Raw genomic sequence first — 14,746 nt, 5'->3', positions numbered from 1 at the left:
TCTTTAAATTTCTCTAACTAATTTTATGTAATTATTAAGACATTTTAATCGCGGCGCGAGAACTCATCGGTTTCAAAGGTATAAGCAAACATAGCAATGAATTGCTTACTGCGCTCAAAATAGCCGTTGGTGTCAAAAAATATACGTACTGATTCAGCGGTTTCGTCACCGCCTTCAACTTCAACACTCACCGCTTCTTTTTGCTCTTGTTTACTACTTGATTGCTGCGACAAAGCATGGCTATTCATAATGCTGAGGTTATATCATCAATCACTTCAGTGGGCTCTTTGTCATCGACAAAGGAAATAATCGACGTAAATACAATTGCAGCTAAGAAGAATCGTATTACAGCAGTAAGCAGCGGCGAGTAACTTTGGGTAATAAACTTAAATTTGCTCTGAGCCGAATGGTTTTATGATCAGTAAAATAAAAATATAAAACGGTAAAATAAGTTGCAATAATAATAATGTAGTCAGCGTAATATCTATAGCTCAAGCCGGTAAGTAAAGTGGCAAAGTTGTGAATGTCGTTAAAGTGGGTAGCTGAAACATGGGTGACACCATTAACAATACCACCGGCCGGCGAGCACAAAATTAGCGATGCTAGCGTAGAAGATAAGAATTAACGACTTACCCGCAGTGAGTTCCATAATTAATTAAACTTGGGCCAAAATCTACGATCAAGGCAGCAATAGTAATGCTGGCTGTGGTAATAAATACAGTTTTTGTGCGGTATTAAGATTAAACTATATAGCGTTAACAGGTCCATATAAGCGTGTTTATGAGGCTGCCAAGTCAAGTGCTCTTGTTTTAGGTTCTTGTTGGTACGCCAATTTACTATTCTTAGCCATCTTAACACCGCATTTCAGTGCGCTGTATTAATTACAGTAGCGTTTTTAAGTAGTGACCCGTGTGTGAACGCTCACATTCTGAAACCGTTTCAGGTGTACCCGAAACAAGTATTTCGCCGCCGCCAGCACCGCCTTCCGGGCCTAAATCGATAACCCAATCAGCCGTTTTTATCACATCTAAATTATGCTCAATTACCACAATAGTATTGCCGTGGTCACGTAAGCGATGCAGTACGACTAACAATTGCTCAATATCTGCAAAGTGTAAGCCGGTAGTTGGCTCATCTAAAATATACAGCGTTTTACCGGTATCACGTTTTGACAACTCACGAGCAAGCTTAACGCGCTGCGCTTCACCACCTGAAAGGGTCGTGGCGGCTTGGCCTAAACGAATATAAGATAGCCCTACATCCATTAGCGTTTTTAGCTTACGGGCAATAGCAGGGATTTTATCAAAGTAGTCGTGAGCGTCTTCGACGGTCATCTCTAATACTTCGTGAATATTTTTCCCTTTATATTGCACTTCTAGAGTTTCACGATTGTAGCGCTTACCTTTACACACATCGCAAGGTACATATACGTCGGGTAAAAAATGCATTTCGACTTTAATTACGCCATCACCTTGGCAGGCTTCACAGCGACCGCCTTTCACATTAAAGCTAAAGCGACCTACTTTATATCCTCTTGAACGCGCTTCTTGAGTGCCTGCAAATAGTTCACGAATGCCAGTAAAAATACCGGTATAGGTAGCAGGGTTTGAGCGTGGCGTACGACCAATTGGGCTTTGATCAATATCGATTACTTTATCAAAATGCTCAAGACCTGTTATAGACTGATACGGTGCTGCTTCTGCGGTGGTTGCGCCATTAAGTTCAGTATGAGCAAGCTTAAATAAAGTGTCGTTAATTAATGTTGATTTACCCGAGCCAGAAACTCCAGTAATACAAGTCATGAGGCCAAATGGGATTTTCAAATCAACATTTTTTAAGTTATTACCCGTTGCGCCAAATAATTCTAGCCATTTGTCGTTAACTTCATGGCGTTGTTGCGGCACTTCAATTTTGCGTTTACCGGATAAAAACTGGCCCGTAACAGATTTTTCACTGGCTAAAATATCATCGCGGGTACCTTCTGCAATAACATACCCACCGTGTACGCCTGCGCCAGGTCCAATATCAATAATATGGTCAGCGGCGCGAATTGCATCTTCGTCGTGCTCGACGACTATCACGGTATTGCCTAAATCACGTAAATGCACCAAGGTTTGTAATAAGCGGTCGTTGTCGCGCTGATGCAGACCAATCGATGGCTCATCCAACACATACATAACACCCACTAAACCCGCACCTATTTGGCTGGCTAGACGAATACGCTGTGCCTCACCGCCCGAAAGGGTATCGGCGCTGCGCTCAAGTGACAGGTAGTTTAAGCCAACATTAATTAAAAAAGACAAACGATCACGAATTTCTTTTAATATTTTGTCGGCTATTTGGCCTTTTTGCCCAGTTAAATTAAGCTTTGCAAAAAAGTCCATGCTTTCACCAATACTCATCGTGGTAATCGCTGGTAAGTTGGTTTGGCCAATAAATACGTGACGCGCTTCTTGGCGCAAGCGTGAGCCGTGACAACTAGGACATGATTGACTCGTTTGATACTTAGCCAGCTCCTCACGAACTGAGTTAGACTCTGTTTCGCGGTAGCGGCGATGCATATTATTAAGTACGCCTTCAAACTCATGATTGCGAGTAATCAAATCGCCACGGTCGTTGCGGTAATTAAAGGCTATTTTAGTTTTACCTGAACCTTCGAGTACGATATTTTGTATTTCTTTAGATAGCGACTGAAACGGTGCCTCTAAGTCAAACTCATAATGGTCGGCAACCGCTTGCAGCATTTGAAAGTAATAAAAGCTACGTTTATCCCAGCCTTTAATTGCTCCGCCCGATAAACTGATCTCTGGGTTTTGTACAACGCGGTTAGGATCAAAATATTGGCGTACCCCTAAACCATCACAGCTTTGACAAGCACCCGCTGGGTTATTAAACGAAAATAACCGTGGCTCTAGTTCAGTCATAGCATAGCCACAAGTCGGACAGGCAAAGTTAGCCGAAAACAGCATTTCTTCATCAAGCGAGTCATCCATGGCGGCAATATTGGCGACACCGTTTGATAGATCAAGAGCTGTTTCGAATGATTCGGCAAGGCGCTGCTGTTGACCTTCTTTTACTTTAAAGCGATCTACAACGACTTCAATTGTATGTTTTTTATGAAGCTCTAAGGTTGGAGGATCTGATAAGTCACACACTTCGCCATCAATACGAGCACGAATAAAGCCTTGGCTAGCAAGTTGTTCTAATAATTTTACGTGCTCGCCTTTGCGCTCTTTAACTACCGGCGCAAGTAGCATAAGTTTGCTGCCATCAGGGAGTGCTAAAACGCTATCAACCATTTGGCTGATGGTTTGCGCAGCAAGAGGTAAATCATGAGTAGGGCAACGAGGCTCACCAACACGAGCAAACATTAAGCGTAAGTAGTCGTAAATTTCGGTAATTGTGCCTACTGTTGAGCGTGGGTTATGAGAAGTCGATTTTTGCTCGATGGAGATAGCCGGCGATAAGCCTTCAATATGGTCAACATCGGGCTTTTCCATTAACGATAAAAACTGCCTTGCATACGCCGACAATGACTCAACATACCGACGCTGCCCTTCAGCATATAAAGTATCAAACGCTAAAGACGACTTCCCTGAACCAGATAGACCGGTGATAACAATTAATTTATCACGGGGAATAGTTAGGCTGATGTCTTTTAAATTGTGCGTGCGTGCGCCTCGGACTTCAATGTTTTCCATGCTATCTCGTTTTATTACCAGAATCTTTTTTTAGTATCTCACAATACGCAAGAAGATTAATCCTTGATCAGATAAAAAATCATCCGTTTAAGGCGATTATTTATTAAATAGCTTGTGGTAGAATCCCAGCTCAAATTTAAATAGATGGCAAGTATGGCAACAGATGACAGCTTCTTCACTCAATTCTAGAGAAAAACGCGCTGCAGTTACATTAGCGAGCGTATTTGCATTTCGCATGCTTGGCCTTTTTATGCTTATGCCGGTATTGGCAATTTATGGTCAAGAATTAGATGGGTTTTCGCCGTTATGGATTGGTATTGCCATTGGCGCATATGGCTTAACTCAAGCTGTATTACAAATACCTATGGGCTGGCTGTCAGATAAAATTGGCCGTAAAAAAGTAATTGTCGGTGGGCTTATTGTATTTGCTTTAGGCTCTGTGATTGCTGCTATGGCAGAATCTATGCAGGTGCTGACATTAGGGCGCGCATTACAAGGTATGGGGGCAATTGCTAGCGCGTTATTAGCGTTTGCTTCAGATTTAAGCCGTGACGAACAGCGACCTAAAGTCATGGCCGTAATTGGTATGAGCATCGGTATGAGCTTTGCCGCAGCAATGCTACTCGGTCCTATGGTTGCCGCCTCGTGGGGAGTGTCGGGAGTGTTTTGGCTAACCTCAATACTCGCCGTTGTGGGTATTTTTATCGTGTTATTATTGGTACCTAAAGCTATTAATAAAGCGCCTAAAGGCGATACATTGGCCACCATGGCCGACATTAAAAAATTAATTAAACACCCACAACTTGCTCGACTAGATATTGGTATTTTATTACTGCATTTAAGCTTAACGACTATCTTTGTTGCTTTACCCGGGCAGTTAATTAGCGACGGTTTGATTGCTGATCATCATTGGCACTTATATATCCCCGTTTTAGTTTTAGCGTTTGTTTTAATGGTACCGATAATGATTATCGCCATTCGCAAAGAAAAAGAAAAACAAGCTTTTTTAGGTTCAATAGCTTTGTTAATGGTGAGCCTGCTTGCTATGGCTATTTGGGTTGATTCAATTATTGGCTTAGGTATATGTATGTTGCTTTACTTTGTTGCCTTTAATTTTTTAGAAGCAACAATGCCGGCATTGGTATCGCGCTTAGCGCCAGCAAGCCAAAAGGGCTCTGCGATGGGCGTGTACTCATCGAGTCAATTTTTTGGTGCGTTTTTAGGTGGTATATTAGGAGGTTACGTTGCCCAAGTGATGAGTGCACAAGCAGTGTTTGCTGCTGCAGCACTAGTTGGGTTAATATGGCTTATCCTTGCGTGGAAGATGCAAGTCCCACCTAAAAGTAAAATTATTAGCTTAATGACACAATTAAGTTCAGAGCAGCAAGCTCAAACGCTCGCTTCTCGACTTGTTGCTTTACCAGGTGTACTTGAGGCAACGGTAGTACGCGATGAAAATCGCAGCTATTTAAAGATTAACGATAAAGAATTTGACCTAGACCAAGCACGAAAAATGGCTGGTTTGAGCTAACCTAAATAGGAGAAAGACCCATGGCACGCGGTATTAATAAAGTTATTTTAGTTGGTAACTTAGGCCAAGATCCAGAAGTGCGCTACATGCCTAACGGTAACGGAGTAGCAAATATCACTTTAGCAACTTCTGATAGCTATAAAGATAAAAACACCGGCCAAATGGTTGATAAAACCGAATGGCACCGCGTGGTATTTTTTGGTAAATTAGCTGAGATTGTTGGCGAGTATTGCCGTAAAGGTTCACAAATTTACATTGAAGGTAAATTACAAACCCGTAAATGGACTGACCAACAAGGCCAAGAAAAATACACTACAGAAATCGTGGTCGACGGCTTTACCGGTCAAATGCAAATGCTAGGTGGCCGTGGTGGCGACCAACAAAATAGCAATTACCAAGGTGGCCAACAGTCTCAAGGTGCTCAACAACAAGGTGGTGGCTATCAAGGTGGCCAACAATCACAAGGTGGCGCACAGCAGCAAGGTTATTCACAACAAAATAACCAAGGTCAAAGCGGTAACTACCAAGGCGGTCAGCAGCCACAATCACGCCCAAGCGCACCTGCAGCAGCTCCACAACAGCAACATAGCAACCACCAATCAGGTGATTACAACAACCAGCAGCAAGGCAGCGGCAACGCTCCACAGCAGCAAGGTGGTTTTGCACCGAAACCACAAAACGCCCCGCAAGGCGGCGCATCAAACCCGATGGAACCACCAATCGACTTTGATGACGATATCCCGTTCTGAGGAATACATAAATAAAAATTGTAGATTAAAATTATTAAGGGCTTGTTTTTACAAGCCCTTTTTTATTTTTGTGATTTTTTATGTTGACAAAAATATCTATAGGAACTATACATAAATAAAGTGTTGATAAAGAGGTGTTCAATGTCACAAATTAGAGATCTGATTTTTAGTAACGGTGAGCGATATCCAATCTTGATGGAAGAAAATGGATTACCTAATTATTGGGTGACGTTGTACGTTACTGAAAAATTGAGAACATCCCACACACAGTCAGCAATATCTAATTCACTTGGTCATCTAATCCACCTAAAGCTTTGGGAAAATATTAATGATAGAAATCTTGTCTCTGAGTTTGAGCAAGGCCGTTTATTAAATGACGAGGATGTTTATTCCATACGAGATCATTGCACATTAGATACAAGGAGTTTAAAGAAGTGGCTAAAGACATCCGAGAAGAATGTCGTTAAGTTCGCAGCGGCATCAACAGCTAGCGTAACACCAATACAAAAAGTATCTAACGATCATGCTTCAAACCGAATGAGTCAAATAGCTTCTTATCTTGAGTTTTTAGCTAGAACAATTCTCAAAACGAAATTAATTGAAGAAGAGGTTTCAAATAATATTGAAGCCATGAAAAGCCTACTTTTGGCAAATAAGTCTAAAGGCAGCAGTGGTAAAGGACTTACTGCTGATCCAAATACTAAAGCTCCGCCTCCTAAAGCATTTGAACGAATTTTAAGTATCGTCAAGGAGACTTCACCTGATAACCCATTTATGGGCGAAGAAGTTAAATTTCGAAACGCAGTGATATTTGAGGTGATGGAAGCAACAGGGATGCGTGCGGGAGAAATTCTAGGCTTGCAGATCCAAGACATCGATTTTCAGAAAGGAAAGGTAGCAGTTGTTCGTAGGCATGACGCTGTTGAAGATCCTCGTAAGAAACAACCAGTGGCGAAAACTAATGAACGCTCTATTCCTATTGATAAAAAAATCACAGTTAGGTTGCGTGAGTACATAATGGATAGAAGAGCGAAAATACCTGCGGCTAGAAAACATCCGTATGTTTTTGTCACGCATAAACATGGTAAATATCACGGTAGCCCAATTTCCAATAGCACTTTTGTTAATAGAGTGCTTAAAACTGCTGTTGCAATCCATCCTGAATTACTTGAAGAAATTACCCGTCATGGTTTTCGTCATAATTTTAACTATAAGCTTTCTAAGAAGATCGATGCGATTAATAAAGCGGCTAAAGAAAATCCTAAAATTAAACCTATTAATGAAAAGAAAGAAATTCAGATCCGAAAGGAACTGAATGGATGGAGTTCAGATAAAACGGCTGAAACTTATAACCTTAGACACATTCGAGAAGAAGCTGATCGAGTTATGAAAGAGGATATGGATCACTGGACTAATCGAGCTAAGAAGGACAAGTAGTATGCAATTAAAGAAGAATAAGGCACTAGTAAGCCAACACACAACGAAAAGCGGTTATCCGTTTTATTTTTCGGATATTGAGTGGAGGCTAGATGGTTCAACAGTAATTAATTTCCAGCGTTTAACCGCTCTTGAACCAGAAACAGAAGATGGTTTTAGAAAAGCTTTGTGCCGCTACGCTGAAGAACTCTCAGCTATGCATACTTTTAATATGTTTAACCGCTTCAATGCTTACATGAAGGCTATAAAAGAAGGCAAACTGTCATTACAAGGGTTAACAAATTATCGAGCGTCATTTGATTCAGATAGCGAGTATAAGCTAGGAGCACTCAAGGGATTCTTGTTGGCTTGGCATGAGTGGGGATTCAATGGGGTCAGCAAGGAAATTGCAGATTATTTAGAAGAGTTAACTTTAAAAGGAAACCCAAAAGGTAATGCCGTAAAAGGGGTTTGCCCATATTCTGGCCCTCTAACGCATAATGAGCTTGGAGCTTTAATTGACTGGGCATCAAATGCCTTTACTCAAGGAACTCTTAATTTAAAAGAATATTGCTGTTTTATGGCGTTGGTTTTAACTGGTCGCAGATATGTTCAGATCCGCTCATTACGTTCAGTAGACTTAATTGTTAGGGAAGATTCAAGTGGTAACGACTACGTTATCAATTGCCCTAGAGCTAAACAGCGCGGTGTAGGCTTTAGGGAGCAATTTACACCGCTGCCAATTAATGAAGACTTGTATCTTCTGCTTCACAATCAACGTAACCAATCAATTCAGTATGTTGAATCTAGCTTAGGAGAAAAGTTGCCTGATTCTATGCGTGAGCAGATCCCAATTTTTGTTGAGGAAACAAGAGTTAATCGGTTATCAAGTAAAGAGGAGTTAGAAACAAGACTTTCACAAACGCCAGACTACTTACATATGGCTGCTGATTCAGCATATGAGTTATTGCGAGGAGTTGCGATTAAAAACACAGCCTGCTCTGAAAGAACAGGTGATTACATTAATTTCACTGCTTCACGTTTTAGATATACCAAAGGAACAAATCTAGATCGAAGAGGGATTAGTGGCGTTGCATTAGCTGCTGCACTGGATCATACCGATACACAAAATATTGGTGTGTACACAGAAAATACTGAAGAAACAGCAAAGCAAATTGATGAAGTAATGGCTCCTATGCTTGCGCCATTAGCTCAAGCTTTTTCAGGGAAATTAATTGCATCAGAACGTGATGCTGTTAGAGCAAATGATCCGAACAGCCGAGTAAAAAATGGCAAGTCTGAAAATGTTGGTAGCTGCGGAACTTATGCTTTTTGTGCTTCTGGATATAGGGCTTGTTATACATGTTCAAGTTTTGAGCCTTGGATTGAAGCACCTCACGAAGAAGTTCTCAATGAGATCTTAGCGGAAAGAGAGAAGCAAAAAGAATTAGGCATATCCAGCAATGTTATTCAGTCTACAGATCGACTTTTGTTAGCGGTTCAACAAGTCATTGTGATGTGCAAGCAAGAGGAGTCAAAAGAGGAGTGTGCAAATGGCTGATATTATTCACTTTCAACCTAAGCATGAGATAAGCGCTAAGCAAAATCTAGACAGTTTTATTGAGCACTGTAAGAACACATTAACACTCTATGATGATCAAGGCGGTTGGCAAAGTAACAACTGGCAACACAAGCAAAAAAATCGGTCAATAGCGATGACTTTTTCAAAGTATAGAGCAAAGTCAAATCCTGCGAATTTTGCCCCTTTGGATGAACCTTTCTTGTCTTTTGCAAAAGCTTATATCCGCTATAACCAGAGTATCAAAGCGGTATCCAGCGTAACGAACAAAATGGTTGCATTACGCATGTTACATGACGCTCTTGTTGAAGTGCATGGTATTGCAAATGTACTGAAAACTGATGGACTGGTAATTGGTGAATTAGAGACTATCACTAAGCAAAGAGTTACTAATAAAGATCGAAGAAATAAGATTGGCTATCAAATTGAGATCTTATTGGAGTTCATTCGAAGCAAGCGAATTGTGCCTGCACTTCAATCGTGGGAGAACCCTTGGCCTAAGGTGGGCGCAAAAGCCGAAAGAACAGATGAAGACTCTCGTAAATGGCAAGATACTCGTTGCCCAAGTATGCACCAGATGCTTGCTTTGGCTGATTGTTTTGCTAATGCAGAAACTTTAGAAGATAAATACTGGTCTAGCGTTATCACTCTACTGATGTTTGCTCCGGGAAGAGCTGGGGAGCTATCAGAGCTAACCGTTGACTGCTTGCACCGAGGAGAAAATGGAGCGCTTGGCGTGAGGTGGTATGCTGAAAAAGGCTTTGGACATACGATCAAATGGGTTCCAGAATCTTTAGAACAAACGGTCATTGAAGCGCATAGCAGACTTATGGAAATTGGAAAGCCTGCAAGGGAAGCTGCTAAGTACGCTTATGATCACCCTAATGTGTTTATGCGCCATGCAGGTTGCTGCACGCCAGACGACTTTGCAGAAAACAAACCGCTAAATGCCTATCAATTTGCACATGCGATGAGCTTTACAGAGCAGTCTATAACAAGCATGAAAGCTAAAACGAGTCAGTTTAGCAGCGTAACAGCATGGAATATGGTTGGTGGTAAAAATACAAAGTGGGTTCAAAAATTAATTGCCTCAGGTGAGCCTACTTATGAAGATTTAGCAAGCTTTGTTGCTTCAGAATATCAAACTAACGACTGGCCTAATCTACCTTCTATTCAACGCCCAGTATGGGAATCTTTAGTATTAATCAGAGATCGTGAGTTCCACAATGATTTTGACGTTAGAGAATTCTCATGGCGATTACCGAGCGTTAATGAACTTAATGCTCAATTAGCAATTCGAGACAAGTTAAAAAATCCACCTAAAACATTATTCCAACGTATGGGCTATAAAGATGAAGACGGCTCTGATATTCGCTTAACTTCACATCAGATCAGAGTTTGGTTATCAACTAATGCTGAGCGTGGTGGTATGGATGCATGGCAGCTAGCTAGATGGGCTGGGCGTGCTCGAATTAACGATAATCGTCACTATGACTTACGCACACAAGATGAACGTGAGCAGCAAGCGAGAAGTATTCTTGAGTTTAATGAGAGACCAACAGCGTTAGAAGCGATTAAGCTGAATTTGCCTGTTAGCTACAAAGATCTAGGAGTAAATCGTATCGGTATAGCCGATGTAACTGAGTATGGTATGTGTGTTCATGATTACGCAATGTCGCCATGTACGAAAGGCGGTGAGTGCATGACATGTAAAGAGCATGTTTGTATCAAAGGTATGCCAGAAACACTTGATCGCATTATACGTCTAGAGGAGCAGGTCGAATCTCAATTCAATAAAGCGACAGAAGATAACGCTGATGGTGTTTTTGGTGCTGACAGATGGGTATCGCATTTGGGTTGGAAACTGGCTCATATTCGCACACAACGTGAGCGGCTCGAATCAGAAGATACGCCAGAGGGGGCTATATTGTGGATTCCACCTGAACATGACCCTAGCCCTGTAAAAAGAGCACTTGAGCAAAACGATTTAGATATCAGCGCTAGTGATCAAGATCTTGTTGAAGAATCTGAAGTCGCAATGTTATTGGGGATCGAAAATGCCTAAAAAAATCATTACTGAAAAAACATTACCATTAGCATTACATGAACTCGATAAGTGGTCAGGAAAGCTCACTTGGAATAGTTTTGCTGAGCAGCTTGCAAAGGTGCTTGGGGAAGAGAATATTAGTAGACATACACTGCTTTCCTACCCTGCTTTAGTTGAAGCTTTTAACGACAGAAAACAAAGCCTTAAAGAAGCAACTAAAGACGAAGAAAAGGACATTACACTTGAGTTTGCTAAACAGCAAATAGCCACTCTTGAAGCTAAAGTGGAAAGGCTAGAAAAGCAAAACGAAAAATTGCTAGAGCAGTTTGTTCGTTGGCAACATAACGCATATATGATGCCCAATGTTGATATGAAATTATTAGACAGGCAACTTGATAAGCCTCTACCTGAGGTTAATAGACGATGACCAAAGGAAAAAATGGACAGCAGATTGCTCAAGAGAATATCAAATTGGTTCAGACTTGGATTGATGAACGTAATGCAGCTAGAGACTGGCACGAGTACGAGTACAGCGGCAAAATAAATCGTAGAGTATTAGCTGAAGAACTGGGTTTTGCAAAGTCTGTATGTACGCAGAATAAGGCTGTAAGAGCACTAATTGAGGAAGCTGATAGCTACTGGTTTCGCAAGATTGATGAAGATAAAAAGTCTCATGAAGCTGCACGAGAAAGAGCTGAAAAACAATCAGGTATGGCGGCAGTAAGCAACAATGCGCTGACACAAAGAATTGCTGAGTTAGAGGCGGAAAACAGACAGCTACAACGTGAATTAACCAAATTCAAAAAACAGCAAGTGTTGGTTCAATCTGGCGCAGCAGGATTCAAGTTATGAGTGAAGTTGCCCACCTTCGTCAAATTATTCAAGTGAAGAAGCAGAGAGCCAATTCATACGCAACAGTTGATCTCGTTAACGCAGATGGTTCGATTAAAAAACGAGATAGGACAACTGTTGTTAAATTTCCAGAGCACGCCCAAGATACAGCTACAGCAGGCAGTTTATGGGAAGTTTCAGGTAGTGAACGACTTAATCACTTTACCATTAATGACTTTCCGTTAAGCGAGTACACTATTGATGCTGACAACATCAAGTTTCTACGACCTTCAGGCAGGATTTTATCTCGTTGGATCAGCAACAACATCAAAGGTATCGGGAGTGTTATAGCCAATCGTCTTGTTAGAAATAAAAAACTAGTTCAACTCATTGAAACACGGGATACAGATGCACTGCTAAACATAGCAGGCATGACCGAAAATCGTGTAAAGGACTTAATAGAAAGTTGGCCTAGTGAGGCCCTATTTAACGCAATTAATTGGCTTGAAGAACAGAATTTGCCATTGGGTTTTGGTGAAAAGTTAGTGGCGATATTTGGTGAAGAAGCGATTGATAAAATCGAAGAGCACCCTTTCATTTTAGTGGCAATGGGAGCTTCTTTTGAACAGGTATCACAATTGGCTTTAAGGCTTGGTTTTACCTTAGAGGACGAAGTAGTTGTTGCTGGCATCGCTCAATATGCGGCAATTAGTCATGCCAACAAGACTGGTTCAACAGTGATAACCATTGATGAACTAAATAAAGAATACGCTAAGCTCATGAACTCTAAAGCTCCTAATGATGTTGGTGAAATAGCCTGTGAACAAGGGTTGTTGGTGCAAGTTACAGGAGGTTATCAAGTTTATGGTAAAGCCTTGATGGAAGCCGCTGTAGCTCAGTTTATTGTTGATGCACACCAAAGACCCGCAGGTGAAGGTTGTTTATTGGCTGGCTGGGAATGTAATTTATCAAAAGAATTGGTTGAGACTGCTTTAACGGACTATGAAAGCACACTGGATTTTAATTTAACTGCCGATCAGCGAGATGCTGTTGTCGGTGCTGTACTTGCTCCTGTATGTGGTATCTCAGGTGGTGCAGGAACAGGCAAAACAACGATACTAAAAGCTGTATTAGGTGTATATGACCGAGTAGCACAAGGAATACAGTGTTATCAAGTGGCTCTAGCAGGCCGTGCAGCACAGCGTATGGCGGAAAGCACCCAAAGGCCAGCCCAAACCATTGCAAAGTTTATTGGTGAGCATCTAGGCGATAATAAGCCTGATTTACCTAAGCAAATACTGTTAGTTATTGATGAGTCGTCAATGGTAGATCTTCTGTCTATGTATCGACTAGCAGGCATATTACCAGAAGCTGCTAGAGTAATTTTTGTTGGTGATACCGCCCAATTGCCACCTGTTGGTAATGGTTTAGTATTCCACGCCTTAGCGGATACTAAGATACCGTTTTTTAACTTAACGCAGGTTAAGAGGCAAAAAGAGCAAAGTGGAATACACAAGTTTTCGACATCGGTAAGAAATGGGCTGCTTGAGCTTCCAGAGTCTACTAAAAAAACACTAAATGAAAGCAGTGATTGCTCTATAGAAACAAAACCTATTATCAAAAGGCTCATAGCGCTTTGGCAAGAGTCTGGCGGTATTGAACAGAGTATTGTTTTATCACCCATCAGAAAAAGTGAGTTTGGTGTAAATAACCTCAATCTAGCGCTGCAAGCATCAGTAGGTAATGACAGGCAAGCTATTTACTTTCAAGACTCATTGAGGGGCTGGATTCCTTGGATTACATCAACTGGTTCAATGTTATTGAAAGGTGATCCTGTATTAGTCACCGCAAACAACTACGATGAAGATGCAGATCTTAGAAATGGTGATTTAGGGCTTGTTGTTGAAGTCTATGAACAACCTGATGAAGATGGTGTTGTTGCCGTTATTGACGTAAATAACGACTTAATTAATGTCACTGCTGAGCTATTGGAAAAACTGCACCTTGGTTATGCAATTACAATCCACAAATCACAAGGCTCGCAATGGACTAATTGCTTTGTCATGTTACCCAATGAAGCGGAAAAAATGATAGACCAAACATTGCTATACACAGCATCAACTCGTCCAAGTGAAAGGCTGGTTTTGATGGGGAGTGAACGAGTAGTTCAAAAGGCTATTAAGGTGGGTTCAAAGGCACTAAATCGTGCCACCTTTCTGAGAGAAAAGGTAAATTTAGCATTTGAGCTGGATTAGTCTGCAAGGGATTGATTCATTGGAAGTGCAAGTTTTGTAACAGGTTAGCTTTATTTGACTGTTTAGTGTATGAGAACAATGACATAATATTTATTATTCGTTATATTTATCTCAATAAAAATATATGACAAAAAAGATTATAAAGGGATCAGGTATGAAAAAGATTTTACCATTAGTCATAGGGATTAGCATTCTATTAACAGCTTGTAACTCCACACCAAATTATCGAAAAGTTTCTGAGTCCGAAATTACAAACCACCAGAGCCAGATCACAGATTTCCAAGCTGGAAATTATTACCCGCAATGGATTCAGCCTTCAAATAAATCTGAAAAATGCGAAATGCTTATGGAAGGCTATACCGAGCAACCCCATCAAGGCACAGTAGAATGGGATGGGAACTGTAAAGACGGCAAAGCCGAGGGACTTGGTAAAATTAGTGTTACAAATGGTAGTGTTAGAGGTTTTGAGATCACTTACCATAACAAAGGAATTACTGATCAACTCTATTATCGATGGGTCGAAGGAACAAATAATGTAGAGTTTGGCACCTATATTCGTGAAAATGATCAAATGACCAAGCAGTTAGCAAATTATGCGACTTTAAAGCCAAATGGAGATATTGATCTCATCAATTCC

The 14,746-nt window shown here is 41.0% G+C and carries 11 protein-coding genes; 9 read left to right on the top strand and 2 right to left on the bottom strand.

Translation table 11 applies throughout. The features are described from left to right. Positions 1 to 44: 44 nt before the first annotated feature. Positions 45 to 248 carry a hypothetical protein gene (locus tag ACT3RM_RS13740; protein ID WP_441992800.1) on the bottom strand — a complete coding sequence of 68 codons (204 nt, stop codon included), beginning with the start codon at positions 246 to 248 and terminating at the stop codon, positions 45 to 47. Positions 249 to 881: 633 nt separating this feature from the next. Next, positions 882 to 3,701 carry an excinuclease ABC subunit UvrA gene (gene uvrA, locus ACT3RM_RS13735; RefSeq protein ID WP_441992799.1) on the bottom strand — a complete coding sequence of 940 codons (2,820 nt, stop codon included), beginning with the start codon at positions 3,699 to 3,701 and terminating at the stop codon, positions 882 to 884. A 163-nt stretch (positions 3,702 to 3,864) separates the two neighbouring features. Between uvrA and ACT3RM_RS13730 the strand changes: the two genes are divergently transcribed. The 9 genes from ACT3RM_RS13730 to ACT3RM_RS13690 form a co-directional block, all read left to right on the top strand. Further along, positions 3,865 to 5,232, top strand: coding sequence for an MFS transporter (locus tag ACT3RM_RS13730; protein WP_441992798.1), 1,368 nt, complete (start codon positions 3,865 to 3,867; stop codon positions 5,230 to 5,232). A gap of 20 nt (positions 5,233 to 5,252) precedes the next feature. After that, positions 5,253 to 5,981, top strand: a complete 729-nt coding sequence (gene ssb / locus ACT3RM_RS13725; RefSeq protein WP_441834104.1) for a single-stranded DNA-binding protein — start codon at positions 5,253 to 5,255, stop codon at positions 5,979 to 5,981. A 141-nt stretch (positions 5,982 to 6,122) separates the two neighbouring features. Continuing rightward, positions 6,123 to 7,418, top strand: a complete 1,296-nt coding sequence (locus ACT3RM_RS13720; protein ID WP_441834105.1) for a site-specific integrase — start codon at positions 6,123 to 6,125, stop codon at positions 7,416 to 7,418. 1 nt (position 7,419) lies between these two features. Continuing rightward, on the top strand, positions 7,420 to 8,958 hold the full coding sequence (locus tag ACT3RM_RS13715) for a site-specific integrase (protein WP_441834106.1): 1,539 nt from the start codon (positions 7,420 to 7,422) through the stop codon (positions 8,956 to 8,958). Then, on the top strand, positions 8,951 to 11,041 hold the full coding sequence (locus ACT3RM_RS13710; RefSeq protein ID WP_441834107.1) for a hypothetical protein: 2,091 nt from the start codon (positions 8,951 to 8,953) through the stop codon (positions 11,039 to 11,041). The genes ACT3RM_RS13715 and ACT3RM_RS13710 overlap by 8 nt, the downstream gene beginning before the upstream one ends. Further along, positions 11,034 to 11,450, top strand: a complete 417-nt coding sequence (locus tag ACT3RM_RS13705; protein ID WP_441834108.1) for a hypothetical protein — start codon at positions 11,034 to 11,036, stop codon at positions 11,448 to 11,450. Before ACT3RM_RS13710 ends, ACT3RM_RS13705 begins: the two co-directional genes overlap by 8 nt. Then, a complete protein-coding gene (locus ACT3RM_RS13700) occupies positions 11,447 to 11,875 on the top strand; it encodes a hypothetical protein (protein WP_441834109.1) in 429 nt (142 codons plus the stop codon). Before ACT3RM_RS13705 ends, ACT3RM_RS13700 begins: the two co-directional genes overlap by 4 nt. Beyond that, on the top strand, positions 11,872 to 14,109 hold the full coding sequence (locus ACT3RM_RS13695) for an AAA family ATPase (RefSeq protein ID WP_441834110.1): 2,238 nt from the start codon (positions 11,872 to 11,874) through the stop codon (positions 14,107 to 14,109). The genes ACT3RM_RS13700 and ACT3RM_RS13695 overlap by 4 nt, the downstream gene beginning before the upstream one ends. Positions 14,110 to 14,263: 154 nt before the next feature. Continuing rightward, positions 14,264 to 14,746: hypothetical protein (locus ACT3RM_RS13690; protein WP_444511391.1), on the top strand; the 483-nt coding region annotated here is incomplete at its 3' end.

Origin of the sequence: Pseudoalteromonas sp. AOP7-A1-14, assembly GCF_052376275.1 — a bacterium.
Lineage (GTDB): Bacteria > Pseudomonadota > Gammaproteobacteria > Enterobacterales > Alteromonadaceae > Pseudoalteromonas.
Note: the sequence above shows the minus strand (reverse complement) of the source record. Positions and strands in the feature narration are given on the sequence as shown.

Coding starts and splice junctions, on each gene's coding strand:
- ACT3RM_RS13740 (WP_441992800.1), bottom strand. CDS start 248: ATGAATAGCCATGCTTTGTCGCAGCAATCAAGTAGTAAACAAGAGCAA.
- uvrA (WP_441992799.1), bottom strand. CDS start 3,701: ATGGAAAACATTGAAGTCCGAGGCGCACGCACGCACAATTTAAAAGAC.
- ACT3RM_RS13730 (WP_441992798.1), top strand. CDS start 3,865: ATGACAGCTTCTTCACTCAATTCTAGAGAAAAACGCGCTGCAGTTACA.
- ssb (WP_441834104.1), top strand. CDS start 5,253: ATGGCACGCGGTATTAATAAAGTTATTTTAGTTGGTAACTTAGGCCAA.
- ACT3RM_RS13720 (WP_441834105.1), top strand. CDS start 6,123: ATGTCACAAATTAGAGATCTGATTTTTAGTAACGGTGAGCGATATCCA.
- ACT3RM_RS13715 (WP_441834106.1), top strand. CDS start 7,420: ATGCAATTAAAGAAGAATAAGGCACTAGTAAGCCAACACACAACGAAA.
- ACT3RM_RS13710 (WP_441834107.1), top strand. CDS start 8,951: ATGGCTGATATTATTCACTTTCAACCTAAGCATGAGATAAGCGCTAAG.
- ACT3RM_RS13705 (WP_441834108.1), top strand. CDS start 11,034: ATGCCTAAAAAAATCATTACTGAAAAAACATTACCATTAGCATTACAT.
- ACT3RM_RS13700 (WP_441834109.1), top strand. CDS start 11,447: ATGACCAAAGGAAAAAATGGACAGCAGATTGCTCAAGAGAATATCAAA.
- ACT3RM_RS13695 (WP_441834110.1), top strand. CDS start 11,872: ATGAGTGAAGTTGCCCACCTTCGTCAAATTATTCAAGTGAAGAAGCAG.